Source organism: Streptomyces luteolifulvus (assembly GCF_008806595.1).
Taxonomy (GTDB): Bacteria; Actinomycetota; Actinomycetes; order Streptomycetales; family Streptomycetaceae; genus Streptomyces; species Streptomyces luteolifulvus.
The window spans coordinates 17,518-41,125 of sequence record NZ_VZRB01000017.1 but is presented as its reverse complement, the minus strand read 5'-3'; the positions used below and the strand labels follow the sequence as shown (position 1 = coordinate 41,125).

General features: G+C 70.5%; 20 protein-coding genes. 9 read left to right on the top strand and 11 right to left on the bottom strand.

Features of this window, described 5'->3' with window-relative positions:
- Window positions 1–10 precede the first annotated feature (10 nt).
- Window positions 11–1,354 carry a UDP-glucose dehydrogenase family protein gene (locus F7R91_RS23485; protein ID WP_150951084.1) on the bottom strand — a complete coding sequence of 448 codons (1,344 nt, stop codon included), beginning with the start codon at window positions 1,352–1,354 and terminating at the stop codon, window positions 11–13.
- Between the two features lie 206 nt (window positions 1,355–1,560).
- Here F7R91_RS23485 and F7R91_RS23480 point away from each other — a divergent pair, with 206 nt between their 5' ends.
- The 4 genes from F7R91_RS23480 (at window position 1,561) to F7R91_RS23465 (ending at window position 4,752) form a co-directional block, all read left to right on the top strand.
- Window positions 1,561–2,718, top strand: coding sequence for an acyl-CoA dehydrogenase (locus F7R91_RS23480; protein WP_150951083.1), 1,158 nt, complete (start codon window positions 1,561–1,563; stop codon window positions 2,716–2,718).
- Window positions 2,719–2,836: 118 nt separating this feature from the next.
- Complete coding sequence (locus tag F7R91_RS23475; RefSeq protein ID WP_150951082.1) at window positions 2,837–3,196, top strand: four-helix bundle copper-binding protein; 360 nt, start codon at window positions 2,837–2,839, stop codon at window positions 3,194–3,196.
- A 108-nt stretch (window positions 3,197–3,304) separates the two neighbouring features.
- Complete coding sequence (locus F7R91_RS23470) at window positions 3,305–4,165, top strand: class I SAM-dependent methyltransferase (RefSeq protein ID WP_150951081.1); 861 nt, start codon at window positions 3,305–3,307, stop codon at window positions 4,163–4,165.
- Window positions 4,162–4,752 carry a GrpB family protein gene (locus F7R91_RS23465; RefSeq protein WP_150951080.1) on the top strand — a complete coding sequence of 197 codons (591 nt, stop codon included), beginning with the start codon at window positions 4,162–4,164 and terminating at the stop codon, window positions 4,750–4,752. Before F7R91_RS23470 ends, F7R91_RS23465 begins: the two co-directional genes overlap by 4 nt.
- Window positions 4,753–4,770: 18 nt before the next feature.
- On the opposite strand, the gene F7R91_RS23460 is transcribed toward F7R91_RS23465, so the two are convergent.
- The gene (locus tag F7R91_RS23460) at window positions 4,771–6,036 is read right to left on the bottom strand and encodes an LCP family protein (protein WP_150951079.1); all 1,266 of its coding nucleotides are present in this window, start codon (window positions 6,034–6,036) and stop codon (window positions 4,771–4,773) included.
- Between the two features lie 92 nt (window positions 6,037–6,128).
- Between F7R91_RS23460 and F7R91_RS23455 the strand changes: the two genes are divergently transcribed.
- A complete protein-coding gene (locus tag F7R91_RS23455; RefSeq protein WP_150951078.1) occupies window positions 6,129–6,704 on the top strand; it encodes an acyl-CoA thioesterase in 576 nt (191 codons plus the stop codon).
- Window positions 6,705–6,743: 39 nt separating this feature from the next.
- Here F7R91_RS23455 and F7R91_RS23450 read toward each other — a convergent pair whose 3' ends face one another.
- Entirely contained in the window at window positions 6,744–8,210 is a 1,467-nt protein-coding gene (locus tag F7R91_RS23450; protein WP_150951077.1) for an LCP family protein, read from the bottom strand.
- A gap of 126 nt (window positions 8,211–8,336) precedes the next feature.
- Here F7R91_RS23450 and F7R91_RS23445 point away from each other — a divergent pair, with 126 nt between their 5' ends.
- Window positions 8,337–9,365 carry a glycosyltransferase family 2 protein gene (locus tag F7R91_RS23445; RefSeq protein ID WP_150951076.1) on the top strand — a complete coding sequence of 343 codons (1,029 nt, stop codon included), beginning with the start codon at window positions 8,337–8,339 and terminating at the stop codon, window positions 9,363–9,365.
- A 45-nt stretch (window positions 9,366–9,410) separates the two neighbouring features.
- Here the strand turns inward: F7R91_RS23445 and F7R91_RS23440 are convergent, their stop codons facing one another.
- From F7R91_RS23440 to F7R91_RS23425, 4 genes are all read right to left on the bottom strand, one after another.
- A complete protein-coding gene (locus tag F7R91_RS23440; RefSeq protein WP_150951075.1) occupies window positions 9,411–11,102 on the bottom strand; it encodes an LCP family protein in 1,692 nt (563 codons plus the stop codon).
- A gap of 103 nt (window positions 11,103–11,205) precedes the next feature.
- Complete coding sequence (locus F7R91_RS23435; RefSeq protein ID WP_150951074.1) at window positions 11,206–12,951, bottom strand: LCP family protein; 1,746 nt, start codon at window positions 12,949–12,951, stop codon at window positions 11,206–11,208.
- 231 nt (window positions 12,952–13,182) lie between these two features.
- The gene (locus F7R91_RS23430) at window positions 13,183–14,481 is read right to left on the bottom strand and encodes an LCP family protein (protein WP_150951073.1); all 1,299 of its coding nucleotides are present in this window, start codon (window positions 14,479–14,481) and stop codon (window positions 13,183–13,185) included.
- Window positions 14,482–14,976: 495 nt separating this feature from the next.
- Window positions 14,977–15,732 carry a TIGR03089 family protein gene (locus F7R91_RS23425; RefSeq protein WP_150951072.1) on the bottom strand — a complete coding sequence of 252 codons (756 nt, stop codon included), beginning with the start codon at window positions 15,730–15,732 and terminating at the stop codon, window positions 14,977–14,979.
- Between the two features lie 129 nt (window positions 15,733–15,861).
- Between F7R91_RS23425 and F7R91_RS23420 the strand changes: the two genes are divergently transcribed.
- Together F7R91_RS23420 and manB are read left to right on the top strand one after the other, a co-directional pair.
- Window positions 15,862–17,265, top strand: a complete 1,404-nt coding sequence (locus F7R91_RS23420) for a peptidoglycan recognition protein family protein (RefSeq protein ID WP_150951071.1) — start codon at window positions 15,862–15,864, stop codon at window positions 17,263–17,265.
- 168 nt (window positions 17,266–17,433) lie between these two features.
- Window positions 17,434–18,516 (top strand): mannose-1-phosphate guanylyltransferase, encoded by a 1,083-nt coding sequence (manB, locus tag F7R91_RS23415; RefSeq protein ID WP_150951070.1) that lies wholly within the window; start codon window positions 17,434–17,436, stop codon window positions 18,514–18,516.
- A 160-nt stretch (window positions 18,517–18,676) separates the two neighbouring features.
- Here the strand turns inward: manB and F7R91_RS23410 are convergent, their stop codons facing one another.
- The 4 genes from F7R91_RS23410 to F7R91_RS23395 form a co-directional block, all read right to left on the bottom strand.
- Complete coding sequence (locus F7R91_RS23410) at window positions 18,677–19,678, bottom strand: DNA-3-methyladenine glycosylase family protein (protein ID WP_150951069.1); 1,002 nt, start codon at window positions 19,676–19,678, stop codon at window positions 18,677–18,679.
- Window positions 19,679–19,772: 94 nt separating this feature from the next.
- On the bottom strand, window positions 19,773–21,104 hold the full coding sequence (locus F7R91_RS23405; RefSeq protein ID WP_150951068.1) for a coenzyme F420-0:L-glutamate ligase: 1,332 nt from the start codon (window positions 21,102–21,104) through the stop codon (window positions 19,773–19,775).
- A complete protein-coding gene (gene cofD / locus F7R91_RS23400; protein WP_150951067.1) occupies window positions 21,101–22,060 on the bottom strand; it encodes a 2-phospho-L-lactate transferase in 960 nt (319 codons plus the stop codon). Before cofD ends, F7R91_RS23405 begins: the two co-directional genes overlap by 4 nt.
- A gap of 34 nt (window positions 22,061–22,094) precedes the next feature.
- Window positions 22,095–22,607 carry a cysteine dioxygenase gene (locus tag F7R91_RS23395; protein WP_150951066.1) on the bottom strand — a complete coding sequence of 171 codons (513 nt, stop codon included), beginning with the start codon at window positions 22,605–22,607 and terminating at the stop codon, window positions 22,095–22,097.
- Window positions 22,608–23,291: 684 nt separating this feature from the next.
- On the opposite strand from F7R91_RS23395, the gene F7R91_RS23385 reads away from it, so the two are divergent.
- The gene (locus F7R91_RS23385; RefSeq protein ID WP_003975777.1) at window positions 23,292–23,555 is read left to right on the top strand and encodes a WhiB family transcriptional regulator; all 264 of its coding nucleotides are present in this window, start codon (window positions 23,292–23,294) and stop codon (window positions 23,553–23,555) included.
- Window positions 23,556–23,608 lie beyond the last annotated feature (53 nt).

Sequence of the window (23,608 nt, the reverse complement as noted above, 5' to 3'; positions counted from 1 at the left end):
CGGGACGGCCTCACGCGGTAGGACGTCCCATCGCCCGGTACCTCCACCCGGCCCGCCGCCACAGCTGCGGGTCGAGCGCGTTGCGCCCGTCGAGGATGACCCGGGCCGCCGCGACCTCGCCCAACGCCGCCGGGTTCAGCTCGCGGAACTCCCGCCACTCGGTCAGATGCAGTACGACGTCGGCGCCCCGCACGGCCTCGACCGCGGAGTCGGCGTAGCCGAGCGTCGGGAAGAGCCGGCGGGCGTTGTCCATGCCCTTGGGGTCGTAGACCGTGACCTGCCCGCCCTGCAGATGGATCTGCCCGGCGACGTTGAGCGCCGGCGAGTCGCGGACGTCGTCCGAGTCGGGCTTGAAGGTGGCGCCGAGCACGGCGACCCGCTTGCCGAGGAACGGCCCGCCGCCCAGCACGTCCCGGGCGAGCTCCACCATCTGCCCGCGCTGGCGCATGTTGATCGAGTCGATCTCGCGCAGGAAGGTCAGCGCCTGGTCGGCGCCCAATTCACCGGCGCGCGCCATGAAGGCGCGGATGTCCTTCGGCAGACAGCCGCCGCCGAAGCCGATCCCGGCCCGCAGGAACTTCTTCCCGATCCGGTCGTCGTACCCGATGGCCTCCGCGAGCTTCGCCACATCGCCGTCCGCGGCCTCGCACACCTCGGCCATGGCGTTGATGAAGGAGATCTTGGTGGCGAGGAAGGAGTTCGCGGACGTCTTCACCAGCTCCGCGGTCGGGAAGTCGGTGACGACGAACGGCGTGCCCTCGCCCATCGGCGTCGCGTACACGTCCCGCAGCAGCTTCTCGGCCCGCTCGCTGCGGACGCCGACGACGATCCGGTCGGGGTGCAGCGTGTCCTGGACGGCGAAGCCCTCGCGCAGGAACTCCGGGTTCCAGGCCAGCTCGGCGTCGCCGCCGGCGGGCGCGTGCTCCACGAGGTAGGCGGCCAGACGGTCGGCGGAACCGACGGGCACGGTGGACTTGCCGACCACGAGGGCGGGGCCCCTCAGATGGGGCGCGAGGGAGGCGATGGCGGAGTCGACGTACGACATGTCGCAGGCGTACTCGGCGTGCCGCTGCGGGGTGTTCACACAGACGAAGTGGACGTCCCCGAACGCCCCGACCTCGGACCAGTCCATGGTGAACCGCAGCCGCCCGCTGGAGCCCTCGATCCCGGCCACGTGCTTGCGCAGGAGCTCCTCGAGACCAGGCTCGAACATGGGGACCTCGCCCCGCTGCAGCATCTCGATCTTCTCGGGCACGACATCGAGCCCCAGGACCTCGAACCCGAGCTCGGCCATGGCCGCGGCGTGCGTGGCGCCGAGGTAGCCGGTGCCGATCACGGTGATCTTGAGGCTCATGGGTGCTCCAGAGAGGGAGTTCTTGAGGTGCGCTGCCTGAGCATAGTCCGGGCATGCCCGCGCCCCGCCGTGGGCAGCTTCCCCGCTGTCGCCAAGCTCACGTATCACTCGAGTGGGCGGACCTTTAAAATTTGAGTTACTTAACGGTAATTAGCGCCAGTATCAATGAGCGCAGCATCGCAGCGTCTTATGGAGCGTGAGAGACCTTGGCCGGATCGGCTGACTTCGACCTGTACCGCCCGTCCGAGGAGCACGACATGCTCCGTGACGCCGTCCGCTCGCTGGCCGAGGCGAAGATCGCGCCGTACGCCGCCGCAGTGGACGAGGAGGCCCGCTTCCCGCAGGAGGCGCTCGACGCCCTGGTCGCGAACGACCTGCACGCCGTGCACGTACCCGAGGAGTACGGCGGCGCGGGCGCGGACGCCCTGGCCACGGTGATCGTGATCGAGGAGGTCGCGCGCGCCTGTGTGTCCTCCTCCCTGATCCCCGCGGTGAACAAGCTGGGCTCGCTGCCGGTGATCCTCTCCGGCTCCGACGACCTGAAGAAGCGCTACCTGGCGCCGCTGGCCAAGGGCGAGGCGATGTTCTCGTACTGCCTCTCCGAGCCGGACGCGGGCTCCGACGCGGCGGGTATGAAGACGAAGGCGGTCCGCGACGGCGACCACTACGTCCTCAACGGTGTGAAGCGCTGGATCACCAACGCGGGCGTCTCCGAGTACTACACGGTGATGGCGGTCACCGACCCCGACAAGCGCAGCAAGGGCATCTCCGCCTTCGTCGTGGAGAAGTCGGACGAGGGCGTGTCCTTCGGTGCCCCCGAGAAGAAGCTCGGCATCAAGGGCTCCCCGACCCGCGAGGTCTACCTCGACAACGTCCGCATCCCGGTGGACCGCATGATCGGCGAGGAGGGCACGGGCTTCGCGACGGCGATGAAGACCCTGGACCACACCCGCATCACGATCGCCGCGCAGGCGCTGGGCGTCGCCCAGGGCGCCCTGGACTACGCCAAGGGCTACGTCCTCGAGCGCAAGCAGTTCGGCAAGCCGATCGCCGACTTCCAGGGCATCCAGTTCATGCTCGCCGACATGGCCATGAAGGTCGAGGCCGCCCGCCAGCTGACGTACGCGGCGGCCGCCAAGTCCGAGCGCGGCGACAGCGACCTCACCTTCCAGGGCGCCGCCGCGAAGTGCTTCGCGTCGGACGTGGCGATGGAGGTCACGACGGACGCGGTGCAGCTGCTGGGCGGCTACGGCTACACCCGTGACTACCCGGTCGAGCGGATGATGCGCGACGCGAAGATCACGCAGATATACGAAGGCACGAACCAGGTCCAGCGGATCGTGATGGCGCGGAACCTGCCGTAGCGCGGCGGTCCACCCGTACGGAAGACATGGTGTCCCTCCTGTGGCGGACAGGGGCCGGTGGGCGTAGGACGGAAGGGCACAGGCCCGGTCCGGGCCCCCTCACCCTCCAGGAGGAGCCATGCAGCAGCCCACCGCGACCCCGATGAGCAAGGAGATGCAGGACTGCGTCGAGGCGTGCATGTCATGCCACAGCATCTGCGAGGAGACCATGAGCTCCTGCATGCAGATGGGCGGTCAGGCCCAGATGCAGATCATGCGCGCGCTCATGGACTGCTCCGAGATGACCCGTATATGCGCGGACATGATGATGCGCCGCTCGCCGATGTCGGCCGAGATGTGCGCGATGTGCGCCAAGGCGTGCGAGATGTGCGCCGAGGCGTGTATGTCCATGCCGGACGATCCCCAGATGATGCGCTGTGCGGAAGCGTGTCGCCGCTGCGCAGCGAGCTGCCGCACCATGGCGGGCGCCACGATGTGACCCCTGCCTGAACGTTTCGAGGGCACCCTCTCCGGGTGCCCTCGAACACGTCGGCGAGTGCGCGACCCCGCCCGCGACCAGGCTGTCTTGGTGCGACAGGCTGGGCTCATGACGACGGACGCGACGGGTGCGACGGAGGCCTTCGATGCCTTCGAGCGGGGGGCCTGGGCCGGGCGGGCACAGGCGTATGCGGGGAGTTTCGGGCGGCTGTGTGCCCATCCGGTGGGGGCGCTGCTGGATGCGGCGGGCGTGGGGGAGGGGACGTATGTCCTCGATGCCGGGACCGGGACGGGGACAGCGGCCGTGGTGGCTCAGGGGCGTGGGGCGCGGGTCCGGGCCGTGGATGCCGCTGCCGGGATGGTGGCGGCGGCGCGGGCGCGCGGGGTCGACGCCGTGGGTGCCGTACTGCCGGAACTTCCTTTTGCGGACGGCGAGTTCGATGCCGTGGTCGGCAACTTCGTGCTCAACCACGTCGGACGTCCGCGTGCCGTGCTCGCGGAGCTGCGGCGGGTGCTGCGGCCCGGCGGACGGATCGCGCTGACGCTGTGGGGCGCGCGGCGCGGCGCCGGGCAGGACCTGCTCGGGCGGGCCTGTGCGGCGGGCGGCTCCGTGCCGCCGGCGTATCTGCCGCGGCTGGATGCCGGCGAGGACTTCGTCCGTACGCCGCAGGGGGTCGCCCAACTGCTGGGCGGGGCAGGGTTTGTGGCGGCGGAGGCGACTGAACTCGACTGGGACCACCGGACGACGGTCGAGGAGTGGTGGGGCGGTGCGGCCGCCGGGATCGCCACCGTCGGCCATGTCGTCACCTCGCAGGAGCGGGAGACCGCGCGGCGGATCCGGGACGAGTACGAGCGGCTGAGTGCTGAATTCGCCGACGAGGTAGGGGAGTTGACCCTGCCGCATGTCGCACTGCTGGCCTGGGGAGCGGTCGAGGCGGTCCCGTCGGCGCCCGTACACTCGGCCGGATGAAGCCCGGCACCGCCTCCGCGCGTCCCGTCGTCCTGGCTCCCGACCCCGCCTGGCAGGTGCGAGGCCGGGCGCTGGCGGCCGAACTGCGGGCCGCCCTCGGGCCGTTGGCCGTTGGCGTCGAGCACATCGGCAGTACGGCCGTTCCCGGCATGGCGGCCAAGCCGGTCTACGACCTCCAGGTGAGCGTGGCCGGTCTGGAGGCGGCCGCCGCGGCCTTCGAGGCACCGCTCGCGCACCGCGGCTTCCAGACGACGCCGTACCGCCAGGACCATGTCCCGGCCGGCCGGAACGACGATCCGGCGCTCTGGACGAAGCGGTGCTGGGCGCGCCGAGGGCACCCGGACGGCGACGTCAATCTGCACGTCCGCCGCACCGGTTCCCCGAACGAACGGCTCGCGCTGCTCTTCCGCGACTGGTTCCGCGCGCACCCCGAGGCCGTACCGGCGTACGCGGCCTTCAAGCTCGTCGTGGCCGGCACGGTCCCCGACATCGGCACCTACACCGACGTCAAGGACCCGGTGGTCGACCTGATCATCGTGGTGGCGGAGGAGTGGGCCGCCGCGACCGGATGGTCTCCGGCGGCCTGACCCACCGCCGAGGCCGGCTCAGTTGTCCGAGACGGTCACCGTCTCGTCGTTCTTCAGCTGGCTCACCAGCGTCTTGACCTTCGCCTTGTCCCAGACGAGGTTGCCGCCGGAGGAGCCGGAGATCGGCATGTTCATCGACTTGCCGTCGCCGCTGTTGACGCCCTTCATCGCGAAGAACATGGACGCCAGGTTGTACAGGCTCATGTCCTTGTCGACGATCAGGGAGTCCAGGCCGGCGCCCATGGTCGGGTACAGCTTGAAGGGGTTGAGGAGCGTGCCCGGGGTGGCGACCTGGTTGGCCAGGGCGGCGAGGAACTTCTGCTGGTTCTTCGTGCGGTCGAGGTCGGAGCGGGCGAACGCGTAGCGGGTGCGGACGAAGGCGAGGGACTCCTCGCCGTTGAGGGTCTGCTTGCCCGCCTGGAAGTCCGCGCCGGACTTCTTGTCCTTGAAGGCCTTCGGGATGTCGATCTCGACGCCGCCGACCGCGTCCACGATGTTCGCGAAGCCGGCGAAGCCGATCTCCACGTAGTGGTCGATGTACAGCCCGGTGTTGAACTCGACGGTGCGCACCAGCAGTTCGGGGCCGTCCTCCGCGTACGCGGCGTTCAGCTTCGTGTGCCGGCCCGTCCCCTTGTACGTCTTGCCCGACTCCGAGCCGACGAACGACGGTATCTCCACGTCCGAGTCGCGCGGCAGCGAGATCAGCGTGTCGCCGTTGTCGCCGACGTGCAGGATCATCATCGAGTCCGTGCGCTTGCCCTCGGCGGAGCCGGTGTGCAGCTTCTTCTTGTCCTCGGCCGACATGCCCTCGCGGCTGTCGGAGCCGACGATCAGGTAGTTCGTGCCCTCGCCCGCCTCGGGCCGGTCGATGACCTTCGACAGGTCGACCTCACGGTTGAGCTTGGAGTCGGCCCAGAAGTAGGTGGCGACGGTCGTCACGACCAGCACCGTCACCAGTGTGATCGTGGTCACCTTGAAGCGGCGGCGCCAGTTCGGCGCCGGCCGGCCGTAGGCCGACGGGTCGTCCGGTCCGCCCGGCGAGCCGTAGACCTGGCCCGTGTTGTAGCCGTTGTCGTACCCGTCGTCGTAGGCGGTGTCGTCGTAGCCGCCATGGCCCCGGCCGTCGACGTACGACGGCTGCTGGGGCACACCGCCGTACGGAGGCGACGCGGGACCGCGGCGAACCTGCCGCATCACACGCGCGCCCTCGGGCTGTGCGTTCGCGTTGCCGCGTCCGTAGTTGCCACGGTTGTCGCCGGACCATCCCTGGGGCCAATCGTTCATGGGCCCCAGTGTGCAGGGCGCGGTACCGTCCCTTACAAGGGTCGTCGGAAAATAAGGGCAGCGCTGTTGCCAACCTGACACAAATTCCCCGGATGTCGTCTCGGCATAGGGTGGAGGCCATGACAGACCAGGCCCCGACAGCGGAGTCCGACATTCCGGGCAAGCCGACGTCCGCGTCCCGCACCACGCTCAGCCACATCATGACCCACAACGACACCAACCTCCTCGGCACCGTGCACGGTGGCGTGATCATGAAGCTGGTCGACGACGCGGCGGGCGCGGTGGCCGGCCGGCACAGCGGCGGGCCCGCGGTCACCGCCTCCATGGACGAGATGGCCTTTCTGGAGCCGGTGCGCGTGGGCGACCTGGTCCATGTGAAGGCGCAGGTCAACTGGACCGGCCGGACATCCATGGAGGTCGGCGTCCGGGTCCTGGCCGAACGCTGGAACGAGTCCGCCCCGCCCACCCAGGTCGGCTCCGCCTATCTGGTCTTCGCCGCGGTGGACGCCGACGGCAAACCGCGCCGTGTGCCGCCGGTGATACCGGAGACCGAGCGCGACGAGCGCCGCTACCAGGAGGCCCAGATCCGCCGCACCCACCGCCTGGCCCGCCGCCGGGCGATCATGGAACTTCGGGAGAAGCGGATGTCGGAGGGCCTGGACGACTGAGGTGCGACGAACAGGACTGAACCCGGTCTGAGATCCTCGTCACGCACACCCGATCTCGTCCCCCCTCACCACCGCGGACTCCTCCCCCTGGTACGGATCGTCGGCCCGTACCTTCCGCACCTTCCGGAAGTCGGCCCCGGCGATCACCTTCAGCACCGGCCCCTGCCCCTTCACCGCCCGCAGTTCGCTCCCCGGCAGCGCCGCGGCCAGCGACTGCGCCGAGCGGTCCCAGCGGGGGTCGTAGGCGACGACGGTCCGCTTCAGGGAACGGTCCGCCGCGTTCTTCGGCACCCGCGTCGTACGGAACCCGGTCGCCGCGAGCGCCGCGTCCACCCGCTTGCCGAGCCCGGCCTCGGAGGTCCCGTTCTCCACCTGGACGCGGATCTGCTGCGGGGCCACGGCAACCGCGAGGGCGCGGCTCCTGTGCTTGTACACGGCCAGCGGCTCGTCCTCGCGCAGTGCCCGGAAGAGCCGGCCCGACCTGACGGGGTCCCACCTCAGTGTCGAACCGACGCCCTTCACGGCGTATCCCATCCGCCCGATCGGCACCGTCGTGAACTCCGACGACGAGGGTGAGAAGTTCCGCATCGCCCGCCCGAGATCGAGCAGTTCGTCCGTTCCGAACCCTTTGTCGGCCCGTACCGAGCTGAGGACCGCCCGTGTGACGTCCCGGAACCTCATCGGGTTCAGCAGCACCCCCGAGGAGGTCGCCCGCTCGATCAGGGCGGCCAGGAAGCGCTGCTGGCGGTGCATCCGGCCGAGGTCGGAAGCGCCGTCCACGTGCCGGGCACGGACGTACTGCAGCGCCTGCCCACCGCGCAGCGTGTGCGTGCCGGCCGGCAGGTCGAGCCCGCTGTATCGGTCCTTCAGCGGCTCGGCCGTGCAGATCCGGACCCCGTCGAGCACGTCCACCGTCTTCATGAAGCTGGTGAAGTCGACCTCCAGATAGTGGTCGATCTTCACATGGGTCATGTTCTCGACCGTGCGCACGGTCAGCTGCGGCCCGCCCTCCGCGTACGCCGCGTTGAGCTTGACCGGGTGCCCGCCGTGCCGCTTCCCGGAGACCTCATCGGTGTGCGCCGGCGTCATGGCGTACGAGTCGCGCGGCAGGCTCACCACACTCGCCCGTTCCCGGTCCTCCGAGAGGTGCACGATCATGATCGTGTCGGTGCAGTGGCACGGAGCGCCGCCGAGCCGGTACGCGCGCCGCTCCTCCTCCGTGACCCGGTCGCGGCCGTCGGTCCCGACGAGCAGCACGTTCATGCCGTGGCCCGCCTGCGGACGGTTCTTCATGTCCCGGAACGGGTCGACCCGGGCGATGTCCGCGTCCAGGCTGGTGACCACCGCATGCCCGATCCCCGCGGAGGCGAGCACCACGACCGACAGCGTGGTCACCGCCCGCATGGCCCAGCGGGGCTTCTTCCGCTGTACGGCCGGCCGCCGGCCGCGGGACGGCTGGGGGCGGCGCCGCGGCGGCCGGGAGGGGGAGCGGGGCGGCGTGGGCATGAGGGACACCTCCGCGAGGGCCGTACGTGGGATCGTGAGCACCGTAGGCCCATACGATGTGCGGCCCGGGCACCGCAGCGGGCGGCGCGCAACGGTGTCCCCCGTTCGCGGTAACGTGAGCCCCCTATGAACGCCAAGTCCGACGTGCCGCTCCCCGCCGTGTCTGTCATCATGCCCGTCCTCAACGAGGAGCGGCATCTGCGCGGAGCGGTCCAAGCGATCCTCGCGCAGGAGTACGCCGGCGAGACGGAAGTCGTGATCGCCCTCGGTCCGTCCACGGACCGCACGGACGAGATCGCGGCCGAACTCGTCCGCGAGGACCCCCGTGTGCACACCGTCCCGAACCCGACCGGCCGCACACCGGCCGCGCTGAACGCCGCGATCAAGGCCTCCCGCCACCCGATCGTCGTCCGGGTCGACGGCCACGGCATGCTCTCGCCGAACTACATCGCGACCGCCGTACGGCTCCTGGAGGAGACCGGCGCGCAGAACGTCGGCGGCATCATGCACGCCGAGGGCGAGAACGACTGGGAGCACGCGGTCGCAGCCGCCATGACCTCGAAGATCGGGGTCGGCAACGCCGCCTTCCACACGGGCGGGCAGGCCCATGCGGCCGAGACCGTCTACCTCGGCGTGTTCCGGCGCGAGGCACTGGAGCAACAGGGCGGCTACAACGAGGAGTTCATCCGTGCCCAGGACTGGGAGCTGAACTTCCGGATACGCGAGGCGGGCGGGCTGATCTGGTTCTCGCCCGAGCTGAAGGTGTCGTACCGGCCGCGGCCCGACGTCAAGGCGCTCGCCAAGCAGTACAAGAACTACGGGCGTTGGCGCCATGTCGTGGCCCGCTACCACCCGGGCTCCATCAATCTGCGCTACCTCGCCGCGCCGACCGCGGTGTGCGCGATCGCCGCCGGCCTGGTGGCGGGCGTCGCGCTCACCCCCTGGGGCCTCGTGGTCCCCGGGGGCTATCTGGCTGCGATCGTCGCGGGCTCCGTGCCCGCCGGCAGGGGCCTGCCGCTGAAGGCGCGGCTCCAGATCCCCGTCGCCCTCGCCACCATGCACATGTCCTGGGGCTGGGGCTACCTCACCAGCCCCAGGTCACTGGCCCGCAAGGTCATCGCCTCCCGGCGGCCCGCGGTGCTCAGCGCCGACTGAGCACCACGGCAGGGCGCCAGGACGGGCCGCCGGGGCGGCCGTCCGCTACCACTGGTAGGGCTTGTACACGTCCATGCACTGGCCCTTGTCCGAGCCGTTGATGGCGTCGGCGTTGCTCGGCAGGTCACCGGCCTTGGGCGCCGACTGCTTCGGGTAGGACGTGCCCTCACGCCAGTCGGCGCCCACGACGAGCGTGACACCGGAGACGTCGGTCGACTTCTTCACCGAACTCAGCGGAATCCCCAGCGACTTGGCGACGGCCTGTGCGTCACCCTCCAGTTCGGCGCTCGGGTAACGGACGACGGTCCGCTCCACGGACAGCGCGGCCGTCGTGTCCGTCGCCGCCCTTGTGAACCCCTTCGCCGCGAGCGCCTGGGCGAGCGTGCCGGCGCGGCCGCTGACCGGGGCGAGCGTGGAGGTGCGGGTGGCGTTCTGCACCAGGACGCCGATCTGGTCCTTCGCCGGGACCGGGTCCTCGGAAGCCTGCTCCTTGCTCGCCTTCTTCGAGTCCTCCGAGCCCTCCGAGTCCTTCGAGCCAGTGGCCTTGCCGTTGGCGTCGAACGGTACGTCGTCGCGGAGCATCTCCCACAGCTTGTCGGCGTTGGCCCCGTCCGGCACGACATGGTTTCTGTCCAGGCTGTCCTCGACGGACGGCATGGTCGTCATGGTGATGCGGTTCGTCGGCACCGTCTTCAGCTGCATCCCCAGGTCGTACAGCTTCTTGACCGTGCCGATCTCCTCGGAGACCGTCAGGGACTTGGTGGCCGCCTCGGCCAGATCCTTCAGCCGGCCGCCGTCGGTGAAGACGTTCTGGCTCTTCAGCGTGCGGATCATCGAGTTCATGTACATGTGCTGGGCCCTGGCCCGCAGCAGATCGCTGCCCCAGGCGTGCCGGGTGCGCAGCCACTGGAGGGCCTGCTTGCCCTGGACCTTCTTCGTGCCGGCCGTCATCTTCAGACCGGAACCGCCGGGCACGCCCGGCAGCGGACGGTCCCACACGTTCTGGTTCACACAGACCTCGACACCGCCGATGGCGTCCGCCATGCTCACCACGCCCGCGAAGTCGATCGTCATCCAGTGGTCGATGTAGACCCCGGTGAGGTTCTCCCAGGTGGCCAGCGTGCAGCCGGCCCCGCCGCGGGCCAGCGACTCGTTGATGATTGTGTTGGTCGCCGGGTACGCCTCGCCGGTCTTCGGGTCCGTGCACTTGGGTATGTCGACGCGGGTGTCGCGCGGAATGCTCACCACCGCTGCGCTCTTGCGGTCCGCGGACAGGTGGATGAGCATCTGCACATCGCCCAGCGGGGGGTTGCCGCGGTTGTCCCTGCTGCCGCCGAGCGCCACGTTGGCGTCGGAGTTACGGCTGTCGGAGCCGATCATCAGGATGTTGATCGGCGTCTGCCCGGCCGCGTTCGGCGCCGTCTTCTGGGCCTTGGAGTCGCCGCTGGTGCGCTCGCCCTTGCGGAGGTTGCTGTTGAGGTGCTGGTAGTACAGGTAACCCGCGCCGGCCGTCCCGAGTATCAGTACGGCGAGGGTCGTCGCGGACCACCTCAGCACCCGGTGTTTGCGACGTGGCACCAGGCGTCTGCCGTGCCGGCCGTCGGCCCCGCCGTCCCCTGTGCCGTCGCCGCTCCCGCCGTCGGCCCCTCCGCCGCCGACGACCGCTTCCCGCACGGGTTCACGAGCGTGCCGGACGCCCTCGAGCGTCCCTTCCCCCCGCACACTGTTCTGCGTCACTTCCCGTCCTCCCCGCCCCTTGCACACCCCTGGCACGCCATGGAACAGGCCTGCCGTACGCCCTGTTAGACGTACGACAGGCCCGTCTGGTCACTTCACAGTTTCAACTGGCGCACTTGACCTCGTCGGCCGTGGTCTTGTCGATGTCCGACGACGCCGTCGAAGAGCCGTTGAGCTTCACACCGGCGCCCTTGAAGTCCTTGCCCAGGGTCAGGGTCATCGTCGGGAGGCCCTGCGCATTCGTCACGCTCTCGCCGGGCTTCATCATGGACCCCTTCAGGCCCATGATGGCGGCCAGCCGCCGTGCCTGGTCCGCCTGTTCGGGAGCGTACTCGAGCGTCGTCCGCGACTGCACCGCGTCCGCGTTGCCCGCGTTCTCGGACTTGGTGACGCCCTCCTCGACCTGAAGCCAGCTGAGCGTCGTCTGCGCGGCGCCGGACTTCTCACCGCCGTTGAGGATGCGCACCCGCACCTCGGAGGCGGCGGACTTGGTGCCCTTGAGGCGAGCGGCCAGGGCCGCCTTCTCCTTCTTCTTCTGCTGCTTGACCTCGGTGAGCGACACATCGTTCTTGATCAGGTCGAAGACCTCGGGGGCCTTCTCGTCATTGACGACGACCGTCGCCTTGACCTGCTCGGCCGGGTTGTCGATCACCGGGACGGTGGTGAAGCTCAGGTTCTTGGTGTTGAGCTTGCCCAGCTCCATACCGAGGTCCTTCAGCTTGCCGATGCTGTCGAGCTGGGAATCGACGGTCAGCGCCTTCGTGCCCGCTTCGGCCAGCTTGAACATCTTCGACGGGCTGGTCAGGGTGTCGTTGGACTTCAGCTTGCGCATCAGCGAGCTGAGGAACTGCTGCTGGAGCTGGATCCGGCTCAGATCGCCGCCGAACCCGACGGAGTGCCGGGTACGCACGAACGCAAGCGCATCCTCGCCCTCGATGGTGTGCTTGCCCTCCGACAGCTTGAGATGCGAGTCCGGGTCGTTGATGTCCTTGGCCAGGCAGACCTCGACGCCGCCGACCGCCGAGGTCAGCGTCTTGACCGCGTTGAAGTCGGCCACCATGAAGTTGTCGGGCTTGATCCCGGTCAGTGCGGTGACGGTCCGCACGGTGCAGCTCGGCGTTCGGTCGTCCTGGCCCAGACTGGTGTTGAAACGGACGCCGGTGGAGCCCGGGATGACCTTCTGGGAGCCGTCCTCCTGCGTGGTCGGGCAGTCCGGGATGTCGACGATCAGATCGCGGGGGATGCTGAGCGCGGTCGCGTTGGTCCGGTCCTTGGAGACGTGCAGCAGGATCGTCGTGTCGGCGTGCCCGACGCTGCCCTTGTCGCCGTAGCCGTCGTTGCCGTCGCCCGTGCGCTTGTCGGTGCCGATCAGCAGGAGGTTGATCGCCTGGTCCTTCTGGAAGCCACCGGTGCTCGCGCCGTCGTCGGAGACGGAGTCGATGTTGGAGTTCAGGTGCCTGATGTAGAGGTAGGCGGCGCCCGCGCCGGCGACCAGGACGAACGCCATGATGGCGCCGGTCCACATCAGGGCCTTCTTGGCCTTCGACTTCCTGACCGGCCGGTGCCCGCGCCGGCCCGGCAGCGGTTCCTCCTCGGGCGCACCGCGCCGCCGGCGCTGCGGCGGCACCTGGCCGGGGAGTTCGGTGTCCCGTCCCGGGGCGGTCGTCCGGCTGCGCACAGCGGACCTGCCGCCCCCGGAAGCGGGTCTGCCCGTTCTACGGGGTCCGGGTACGGCCGACTGCGGAGCGGAAGGAGCCAGTCGCAGTTCGTATTCGCCGGTGTTCGGATTGAGCACCCACTGGTCTGCGGGATCGATGTTGTCCGCCCGCCCACGGCCTTGCGCGTCCACGGTTGTCCGAATCCTCCGTTGGGGCCACGCGGCGCCTTTCCCCCCTCAAGGCGCTCGGGTCTCGGTCCTACAGTGCACGACCCCAGGACGGTCCTCTGGCCCGGTGCACCGGATCGCTCACACTATCCGCCCAGTTCAGCGTTGAGCGACGCCGGTGACAAATTCCACGTCCCTACACCTGGGCAATTCGCCCATTTCCTTGGACATTAGTTCGCCGCCTTGGCGAGCGCTTTACTCACAGGTGTCTTCGGAGGCGGTGTTGCCGCGGAACGTCGGCGGCGGGGAAACGGCCGTCGCGGGATCGTCGGCGCGCATTCCGCCGGACTTCCCGTAGCCGAAGAAGACCTCTTCGTAGTCTTCTTCGTACGCGCTGTAACCATCGGATTGCCGGAGCGAATTGCGGTCTTTCGTCGTGGAATCCGAGGGTGCGCCCCTGGTGACCACGACCGGAGCGTCCGCCCGCAGCCGGTCGAACAGCCTCTGTGCCTCGGGCTCCACGAGCTGGTCGCGATTTGAGTTGTACACGTAGGACTCCCGCGGAACGGTGAGGAATTGCACACGTTCGGCAGGGATGTCCCGCACCCCGCGGACGAGTTCGTAGAGGCCGCGCAGGCTCGCCAGCTCCGGGTCCGTGGTCAGCGAGGACGTGGCCGCGTCCAGCACGGGATAGAGCTTCACCGGATTCAGCAGGACGTCATTGCTCTGCACCTTGGCGACGAGCGCGCCCAGGAACCGCTGCTGGCGGTCCATGCGGTCGGTGTCGCTGCCGTTGCCGAGGGACTTGCGGGCGCGGACATATCCGAGGGCCTGTTCGCCGTTCAGCCGCACCCGGCCGGCGGGCAGGCGCAGTTTGGCGGCCTTGTCGTGGATCGGCTCCGGCAGGCACACCTCGACTCCGTCGACCGCGTCGACCATGTCCTTGAAACCATGGAAGTCGACGACCATGTGGTGGTCGATGCGGATGTCCGTCAGCTTCTCCACGGTCCGGATGGTGCAGGCCGAACCACCCACCTGGAAGGCGTAGTTGAACATCGCGAACATCGGCTCGGTGCGGCTGCCGTCCGGACGCCGGCAGCTCGGCACCTCCACCATCAGGTCGCGGGGCACGGAGACGGCGGTGGCGCTGCGCCGCCCCGCGGACAGATGCAGCAGGATCGTCGTGTCGGACCGCTCGGTCCCGGAGTCCCGGCCGTAGCGGGCGTTGCCGTCCCCGGACCGGGAGTCCGAGCCGATCAGCAGGATGTTCCGGGCGCCCCGGGCGATCGAGGTCGGGCGCTCCTTCTCGTACCGCGCGAGCTCGGCGGCCGCGGTCTCGTCCGGCGTGATGTTCCCGTCCAGCTTCGCGTACACCGCACAGCCGGCCCCCACCGTCGCGACGATCAGCGCGGCGACGCCGAGCCCGGTCCACCGCAGCCACTTCCGCCGGCGTCGGCGTATCAGCCCCCGCCCGCTCGCGGACGCCCCCGCCCCGGGCCCGAAGCTCCCTTCGGCACCCCGACGCCCAAAGGTCCCGCCCGCGCTGTCGGTCACGTCCGTTTCCACCCCTCATCGCATACGAGCGTCTCGTGCGTGCTCCTCCTACGACCATGGCGTGCACGGGGCGCGGGGGGTGGGTGGAACTCGGCCGAACGGGTGATGGGCGGGGCGCTCCTGCGCGGGGGCCGGGGCTCACGAACGGGTGATGGGCGTGGTGGGGTCTGGCTTGTGGCGGGGGCTCGGGACGGGTAGGTGCCGGGCGACGCCTTGCCGTGGCGTGCTCGTGAGCGTTGACGCGCCCGGCGCACTGCTTCGCCGTGGTGGAGAGTCCCGTACGGGTGGGTGTGCCCGGCACTGCCTCGCCCGTGGCGTTGAGTGCCGTACGGGTGATGTGCCTGGGGCCGCCTTGCTCGTGGCGCCGGGTGCCGTACGGGTGATGTGCGTGGCGCCGTCTCGCTCGTGGCGTTGAGTCCCGTCCGAGTGCCTGGCCCTCCTCGCCCGGCCCTCCTCGCCCGTAGCCTTGTACTGCGAGCGGGTGGCCGTCTGTCGTTACCTCGCCGTCGCCGTGACCCGTTCGCTCTCGATCCGCTCGGCCAGTGCCGCACCGTCCAGCTGGTCCAGGTGCCGGCACAGCACCACGGACCCCCCGGTGGCGAGCGGGGCGTACAGCCCGGCGGCAAGGCCCTCCCAGGTGTCGTACGGCAGTCCGGACAGGATTCTCGATCCGGGCCCCGTCAGCCCGAGCGGCGTCGCTTCCGCGCGCGCCCGTTCGACGACCTCGGCCCCGCTGAACTCCCGTCCGGCCACGATCAGCGCGGGCTCGTCCGCGTCGACCGGTGCGAAGGGTGCGAAATGGTCCCCCTGGCTCGGCACCTCGACGGCGTAGTCGGCGAACCCGGCCGGCGGCTGCGGGAAGCGCCCGCCGAGCGGCCGCAGCGCGAGCGCCACCCGCTCCCCGCCGCAGGCGCGCGCCGCGTCGAGGGTGTCGGGCCCGCTCACCACCACGTCGGCCGCCGCGGGATTCCCCGCCACATCCGCGATCACGCCCACCGAGGAGCACGCCAGCAGCCACACCGCCGTCTGCCAGTGCGCGGGCAGCAGCAGCGCGACCCGGTCGCCGGGCCCCGCGCCGAGGTCGCCCTGGAGCAGATTGGCGGTCTTGGCCACCCAATTGGCGAAGGTGGCCACGGACAGTTCGACCCGTTCGCCCGTGGCGTCGTCGTAAAAGGTCACCAGAGGGCGTCCGGGATCCGCGGCGAGCGCGGAACGCAGCAGGTCGGCAGGGGTGCGATCGGTGGCGTTCACCCGCAGAAGCGTACGCGGGGGCGCGGGCGCCCGGCGAACGGCGGCGCCACCGGTTCGGCGGAACGGCAGCCGATGGACCGTCAATTCCCCGATGGACAGATATGTATGGATATGCCCAAGGTCAGGAGTATGCGTGGATTCCTTGCTACCTCCATCGGCGTCACCTGTGCCGCCGCCCTCGCCCTGCCGCTGACCCCGCCCGCGGAGGCGGTGGCGCGGGGGGCCGAGCCGCATGCCTCCAGCATCCCCGGCAGCACACAGTCGCTGCCCCTCGTCCCGCTCGTCCGCGACCGTGTCCTCGGCTCCGCCGCCGAACAGGGCCTGTCCCGCCGGGACGTGCCCCGTTTCTCGACGGTCGGCGTCATCTGGGACGACCCGGACACCGAACTGCACGGCCGGGTCCAGGTCCGCACCCGCGCGGCCGGCACGGACACCTGGTCCGGCTGGCAGGACATCGAGACCCACAACGCCGACCACTTTGCCGACCCGGACACGGCCGAGGGCTCCTCGGGTCGCGTACGCGGCGCCACGGCACCGCTGTGGGTGGGCGACTCCGACGGCGTGGAGGTGCGCGTCCGTCCGTCGAGCCGGAGCAGGGCCGAGGAGACCGGCCGCGGCAACCGCACCCTGACGGCCTACGATCCGCTCCCCTCGGGCCTGCGCCTCGAACTCGTCGACCCCGGCGAGGAGGCGCCCCCGCTCGCCACCACGGCGGGCGCCCGGGGCGTCGGCGCCGCGGTCGCCGGCGCGCGGTCCGTCGCCGCGTCGGCCGCCGAGACGGCCAGATCGCTCGCCACCTCCGCCGCCAATGCCGAGCTCGCACCCCTCGGCGCCACGGAGATCCCGGCGCTGAGCGCACGCGCCACCGAACGGGAGCTGTACACCCTGCGCGCCGGACAGCTGACGCGGCAGCAGCGGACCAAGCCGTTCATCGGGCCGCGCCCGACGATCGTCACCCGGCGCGGCTGGGGCGCGAACGAGTCGCTGCGGGAGAAGAAGTTCGTCTACACGAAGAAGGTCAAGGCGGCCTTCGTGCACCACACGGCGTCGGGCAACGGATACAGCTGCTCGCAGGCCCCCTCCGTCATCCGAGGTATCTACCGCTACCACGTCAAGAGCATGGGCTGGCGGGACATCGGCTACAACTTCCTCGTCGACAAGTGCGGAAACATCTACGAGGGGCGTGCGGGGGGCGTGGCGAAGCCGGTCCTGGGCGCCCACACGCTTGGTTTCAACTCGAACAGCATGGGAATCGCGGTGGTCGGCAGCTTCGGCTCCAAGAAGCCGCCTGCCGCCGCGGTGACGGCCATCGCCCGGCTCACCGCGTGGAAGCTCGGTCTGTGGGGAGCCAATCCGCGGGGAACCACATATCTGAAGTCCGGTGGTGGCAATCTCTACGCAAAAGGCAAGAACGTACGACTGAATGTGATCTCCGGTCACCGGGACGGCTTCTCCACCCAGTGCCCCGGCAAGAAGCTCTACAGCAAGCTTGGTTCGGCCCGCTCGACCGCGGCGGCGTTCCAGGGGCGCTAGACCTTAGGAGAGCGCGACTCGGGGGAACGGCCGGAGGACACATGCACCGCCGTCGGGGGACAAGGGGCGGAACGCCGCACCGTCGTCGAAGGCGTCGGACAGAGGTCTGCATACACTGGCCGGCCGAAAGACAGTTCGGCCGGTCCCGGCAGGAAGCAGAGACGACAGGTGACAGAAGCGATCCTCCTGGTCGGCGGCAAGGGCACCCGGCTACGACCGCTCACGGTGCACACGCCGAAGCCCATGGTCCCGGCGGCCGGAGTCCCGTTCCTCGCGCACCAGTTGGCGAGAGCCAGAGCGGCCGGTGTCGAACACATCGTCCTCGCCACCTCGTACCTGGCCGAGATCTTCGAGCCGTACTTCGGCGACGGCTCGGCGATGGGCCTCCACGTCGAGTACGTGACCGAACAGGAGCCCCTCGGCACGGGCGGCGCGATCCGCAACGTCGCCTCCCGACTGCACTCGGGCCCCGACGACCCGGTGCTGGTCTTCAACGGCGACATCCTGACGGGCCTCGACATCAGGGCACTCGTCCGCACCCACCGGACGACCGGCGCCGATGTCTCCCTCCATCTGACGAAGGTGACGGACCCACGGGCGTACGGCCTGGTCCCCACCGACGAGACCGGCCGGGTCACGGCGTTCCTGGAGAAGCCGCAGACCCCCGAGGAGATCGTCACCGACCAGATCAACGCGGGGGCATACGTCTTCCGCCGCTCCGTCATCGACACGATCCCGGTGGGCCGCCCGGTCTCGGTGGAACGTGAGACGTTCCCGGACCTGCTGGCGGCCGGAGCCCATCTCCAGGGCATGGTCGACTCCACGTACTGGCTGGACCTGGGGACCCCGGCGGCCTTCGTCCGCGGCTCCGCCGACCTGGTCATGGGCCGGGCGCCGTCCCCCGCGGTCCCCGGCCGCTGCGGCGACCGGCTGGTCCTGCCCACGGCAAGGGTCGCCCCCGACGCCAAGCTGACGGGCGGCACGGTGGTGGGCGAGGGCGCGTTCGTCGCGGAGGGCGCGCGCGTCTTCGGCAGCACGATCCTCCCCGGCGCGGTCATCGAACCCGGCGCGGTCATCACCGACTCCCTCATCGGCACGAGGGCCCGCGTCGGCCAACGCTCCGTCCTCACCGGCACGGTCATAGGCGACGGCGCGGTCATCGGCGCCGACAACGAACTCCGCGAGGGCGCCCGCGTGTGGTGCGACGCCCGGATCCCGGCGGGGGCGGTGCGGTTCTCTTCGGACCAGTAGCTCGTGACTGAAGGGGTGCGTAGCTGCGGGCAGTCGTGCCGCTGGGGCGATGGGGGTCCCCCCGCTCGAGCGAAGCCGAGAGTGGGGGAGGGTGGGCGCAGCGGCACCCCGTCAGCGCCGGGTTGCGCGACTCACCCGCCCGCACCGGCACCGGGTGCCGTCAAAACCGCCCGATGTCCCACTTCCGCATCTTCGGCTCCCGCCGCGGCGGCGTCCTCCCACTGAGCAGAATCAACCGCGCAGCCCGATGCCGCTGCCCCGCATACGGCTCCAGCAACTCCAGCATCACGGAGTCGTCCGCGTCCCGGTCCCCGGCCAGCGCCCACCCCACGATCCCGGGCAGATGCAGATCCCCCACCGTCACCGCGTCCGGCGCCCCATGACTGCGCTGCACGGTCTCCGCCGACGTCCACGGCCCGATCCCCGGCACGAGCTCCAGCCGCGCCCGCGCGGCCTCCGCCGGCATCCCCACCGCCTGCTCCAGCCGCGCAGCGACCCGCACGGCCCGCAGGATGGTCGACGCCCGCTTGTTGTCGACGCCCGCCCGATGCCACTCCCATGACGGGATGAGCGCCCAGGTCCGCGGCTCCGGCATGACGTGCATCCGCCCGGGAGCGGGCCCCGGCGCGGGCTCACCAAACTTCCGTACGAGCAGCCGCCACGCCCGGTACGCCTCGTCCGTGGTGACCTTCTGCTCCAGAACCGACGGAATCAGCGACTCCAGCACCAGCCCGGTCCGCGTCAGCCGGAGCCCCGGCCGCCGATGCCGGGCAAGGGCCACCAGCCGGTGCCGCGGCACGAAAGCGGACGGGTCGTCATCGGCCCCCAGCAGCCCGGGCAACCGCTCCAGCAGCCACTCGGCCCCCGGCCCCCACGCCTCCCCGCGCACCTCCCCGCCGTACGCCATCACCCGCAGTGTCCCCGGCCCGGCGGGCGTCCGGCAGGTCCGCCACACGGACCCGTCCGGCAGCGCACGGAACGTGGGATCACCCGGTCCGCGTCTGAGCGGTCCGAGGACCAGCCCGAGATCGAGCGGCCCGTCCGGTACCCAGGTCCGCACCCGCCCCGGTGCCGGGGCCTGCCGCGGCACCCCCGCGGGCACGGCGACATGGCCGCCGCGCACGGTCGTACGGGTGGGCCGGGGAGCGAAGCGTCCTGCCACGGAGGGGGTCCTATGAGGTCCTGGGGGAGTGGGAGAGGTCCTACGAGAGTGGAAGCGGGAGGGCCCTATGAGAGTAGGCGTACGCGCGCGTGCGTCACCGCACCTCGATGAAAGCCCCCGCATCCCGGTCCGGCCGGGGCCGCGGTTCCTCCGCCGGATGGCCGACCGCCACCGCCCCCATCGGATCCCAGTCCCGCGGCAGCCCCAGCTGCTCGCGGACGACGTCCCGGCAGAACATCGTCGACGACACCCACGCGGACCCCAGCCGCTCCCCGGCCAGTGCGACCAGGAAGTTCTGCACCCCGGCGCCGGCGGCGACCACGAACATCTCCCGCTCGGCCCCGTCCCGCCGCTCGTCCCCGTATGTGTGCGACCCGTCCATGACCAGACAGGGCACGGCCAGATACGGCGCTTTCCGCAGCACGTCCCCCCGCCCTACCCGCTTGGTGATGGACTCCTCCGACTTCCCGTCCCGCCGCAGATCGGCGATCCACGCGTCCCGCATCGCGTCCAGCAGCCGCGTCCGCGACTCCTCCGACTCCAGCAGCACGAACCGCCACGGCGTGGTGTGATGCGGCGCCGGTGCCGTCACGGCCGCGGCCACGGCCCGTCGTACCGCGCCCGGGTCGACGGGCTCGTCGGTGAAGGCCCGTACGGTACGGCGCTGGGTCACCGCCTCCCGTACCGCCTCGGAGGTGCCCAGCCGGAACATGTCGTCGCGCGCGCCCCGCACCATGGCCCGTGCCCCCTGTCCCTGATCGTCGGCGACCATGTGCGGCAGCCCGCGCACCACGGCGACGGGCAGTCCCGCGGCCTTGCCCTTGACGAGATCACCCGCGGCGGCCAGCTCGTCCGCCGTGGCGACGACGGTGGCGCCGAGCGGATTGCCGTACGCGTCCGTGCCCCCGCGCAGATCGTCGAGCACGTGCACGCCCGACGCGCCGATCGCGACGTCCGTGAGCCCCGCGCGCCACGGGCGCCCGAAGGTGTCGGTGACGATCACCCCGACGTCGACGCCGAGCGCGGCCCGCAGGCCCTGCCGGATCGCGCGCGCGGACGCGTCGGGGTCCTCGGGCAGCAACAGCACTGTCCCGGAAGGGGTGTTGGAGGCGTCGACCCCGGCGGCGGCCATGACGAGCCCCTGCCGGTTCTCGACGATCCGCAGCGCGCCGCGCCGCGCCACCACCCGCACGGTCTCGGCGTCGATCGCTGCCTCCCGGTCGACCGCCTCGACGACGCGGCCCTCCGCCTTGGACACGATCTTCGAGGTGACGAGCAGCACGTCGCCGTCGGCAAGGCCGGGCTCGGCGGCGGCGATCAGCTTGGCGAGGTCGTCGCCCTGCGCGACCTCGGGGAGGCCGGGCACGGCCCAGACTCTGTAGCCGACGGCAGACGACTCGTCGCCGCTCGGGGAGGTCTCGGTCACGCCGCACGCACCTCCTCCGCCAGCTCCAGTGCCTCGCGTGCCATCCGCGCGGCCGCGTCCACGTCGGTCATCATCAGCGGCACGGCCCGGCAGCGGATGCCCGCCGCCTCCACCCGCTCCACCGTGCCCGCGTCCACGGTGTCCACGAGCCAGCCGTCGAGCAGCCCCGAGCCGTAGTGCTCGGCCACCGCCGCGGCCGTCGACTCCACGCCGACCGCCGCGAGCACCTTGTCGGCCATCCCGCGCACGGGCGCGTCCCCGACGATGGGGGACAGGCCCACCACCGGCACTCCGGCGTCGGCGATCGCCTCGCGGATGCCGGGCACGGCCAGGATCGTGCCGACGGAGACGACCGGGTTGGACGGCGGGAACAGGATGACGTCGGCCGCCGCGATCGCCTCCAGGACGCCCGGCGCGGGCTGGGCCTGCTCGGCGCCGACCGGCACGATCGCCTCGGCCGGCACGGAGGCCCGCAGCCGCACCCAGTACTCCTGGAAGTGGACGGCCTTGCGCTCACCGTCGATCTCGACCGCGACATGCGTCTCGACCCGGTCGTCCGTCATGGGGATCAGCCGGACACCCGGCTTCCACCGGTCGCACAGCGCCTGAGTCACCGCGCTCAGCGGATACCCGGCGCCGATCATCTGCGTCCGCACGATGTGCGTGGCGAAGTCGCGGTCACCGAGCCCGAACCACTCGGGTCCGACGCCGTACGCCGCGAGCTCCTCCTTGAGATGGAAGGTCTCGTCGGCCCGTCCCCAGCCCTGCTCCTCGTTGATGCCGCCGCCGAGCGTGTACATCACGGTGTCGAGGTCCGGGCAGACCTTCAGCCCGAAGAGGTGGATGTCGTCCCCGGTGTTGCCGATGACCGTGACGTCCGAGTCCGGCACGGCCCGCTTCAGACCGCGCAGGAACCGGGCACCACCGATGCCGCCTGCCAGAACCACAATGCGCATGGGAGCAAGTCTTGCAGGCGGGTACGACAACGCGTCAGGCGGTTACGGCGTCCACGTCGTCGTACGTCGCGGGCGCGGCGGTGCAGGACGTGTGCATCGGCATCTCGGTCAGACCCGGGTAGTAGACGTGCAGGCTGACCGCCGGCTCCAGCGTGTCGTTGACGACCTCGTGGACGTACCCCGGCGCGAACACCCGCTGCGCACCTGCTTCCAACGCGCGCGTGCCGCGCCGGGTGCGCTCGCTCAGCGTGCCCTCCACGACCGTCAGCACCCCGGAGGAGGGGCCGTGGTCGTGCAGCCCGCTGCCCTGGCCGGGCACCCAGGACAGCAGCCACACCTCGTAGCCGGGGCCGGTGCGCAGCCGGTGGTACCAGCGCGTCGTCGCGTCGTACTGGACGAGGTGCTCCCACTGGGAGCGGTCGGCGGCGATGGAGCGGGCCAGGCCGACGAAGTCGGACACGGTGGCCGGGTGCTCGCGCGGCGCCTGGAGGAGGTGCGGGACTTCGAGGATGTCGCCGGCGATCTGAAGGTCGCTGTCGCTGTTCATGGGATGCGGTGGTTCCTCGGCGGGAGAGTGCTGGGGTGTCGCAGGTCGTCACGCCCGGTCAGGAGCGGGCGGAGCCGCCTCGACGGGCGGACGGAAGCCGGAGCGCGGTACGGCTCAACAGCAGGAACAGCAACAGCTACAGCGAGCGCGGGCAGCACCGTGGGACCCGGCGGGGCGGGTCGAGGTGAGTGCCAAGTTCGCGAGCATGCCCACAAGGACACCGGTTCACACCTTTGCTGTCAACTCGACGCCCGGTATGTGGGACATGTTTCACCTCATCCGGTTCATCTCGGAGACGAAAGGTTTGTGCATGCACTCCCGGGGACACCTGGCGGACAACCGGGCGCACGAGCCTCGATGCCATCCTGTGATCCGACTGTGATCCGGTTCGCTTCGGCGTAGGTGTCGGAACGGGATCGACATCCTGGGCGTCCTTCCCTGTACAGGCACGGAATGGCTCTGCGCGGGGTCGGACGCCCTTCCGGGCCCTGTCTGCTTGTCAAGGTTTAAGCCGATTTGAACACTTTCCGCTAGGCCTTGGTTCCGCAGAGTGAATAAGGAGCCCAATAGCAGATCTCGGCTTGACTCGCCCGGAGCAGCACACTTGTAATTTCACTCGTGTCGTTCAGCCGGAACAGGTAACGGCTACATCACGGGGACGCGAAAGACGGACGAGGGGCGCACATGACCGAGCTGGTGCAGCAACTGCTGGTCGACGACGCGGACGAGGAGCTCGGCTGGCAGGAGCGCGCGCTGTGCGCCCAGACCGACCCCGAGTCCTTCTTCCCCGAGAAGGGCGGCTCCACCCGCGAGGCCAAGAAGGTCTGTCTCGCCTGCGAGGTCCGCTCCGAGTGCCTCGAGTACGCCCTCGCCAACGACGAGCGCTTCGGCATCTGGGGCGGCCTGTCCGAGCGGGAGCGCCGCCGGCTGAAAAAGGCCGCCGTCTGAACCGTCGTCGGCTCCCAGGGCGTATCCGCCTGTATGAGGACATTACGAACGGC

What these genes read in the sequence shown, in the direction of transcription:
- F7R91_RS23460 (WP_150951079.1), bottom strand. Translation starts at nt 6,036, where the DNA reads ATGAACGATTGGCCCCAGGGATGGTCCGGCGACAACCGTGGCAACTAC.
- F7R91_RS23485 (WP_150951084.1), bottom strand. Translation starts at nt 1,354, where the DNA reads ATGAGCCTCAAGATCACCGTGATCGGCACCGGCTACCTCGGCGCCACG.
- F7R91_RS23475 (WP_150951082.1), top strand. Translation starts at nt 2,837, where the DNA reads ATGCAGCAGCCCACCGCGACCCCGATGAGCAAGGAGATGCAGGACTGC.
- F7R91_RS23450 (WP_150951077.1), bottom strand. Translation starts at nt 8,210, where the DNA reads ATGCCCACGCCGCCCCGCTCCCCCTCCCGGCCGCCGCGGCGCCGCCCC.
- F7R91_RS23455 (WP_150951078.1), top strand. Translation starts at nt 6,129, where the DNA reads ATGTCGTCTCGGCATAGGGTGGAGGCCATGACAGACCAGGCCCCGACA.
- F7R91_RS23470 (WP_150951081.1), top strand. Translation starts at nt 3,305, where the DNA reads ATGACGACGGACGCGACGGGTGCGACGGAGGCCTTCGATGCCTTCGAG.
- F7R91_RS23420 (WP_150951071.1), top strand. Translation starts at nt 15,862, where the DNA reads ATGCGTGGATTCCTTGCTACCTCCATCGGCGTCACCTGTGCCGCCGCC.
- cofD (WP_150951067.1), bottom strand. Translation starts at nt 22,060, where the DNA reads ATGCGCATTGTGGTTCTGGCAGGCGGCATCGGTGGTGCCCGGTTCCTG.
- F7R91_RS23445 (WP_150951076.1), top strand. Translation starts at nt 8,337, where the DNA reads ATGAACGCCAAGTCCGACGTGCCGCTCCCCGCCGTGTCTGTCATCATG.
- F7R91_RS23385 (WP_003975777.1), top strand. Translation starts at nt 23,292, where the DNA reads ATGACCGAGCTGGTGCAGCAACTGCTGGTCGACGACGCGGACGAGGAG.
- F7R91_RS23395 (WP_150951066.1), bottom strand. Translation starts at nt 22,607, where the DNA reads ATGAACAGCGACAGCGACCTTCAGATCGCCGGCGACATCCTCGAAGTC.
- F7R91_RS23465 (WP_150951080.1), top strand. Translation starts at nt 4,162, where the DNA reads ATGAAGCCCGGCACCGCCTCCGCGCGTCCCGTCGTCCTGGCTCCCGAC.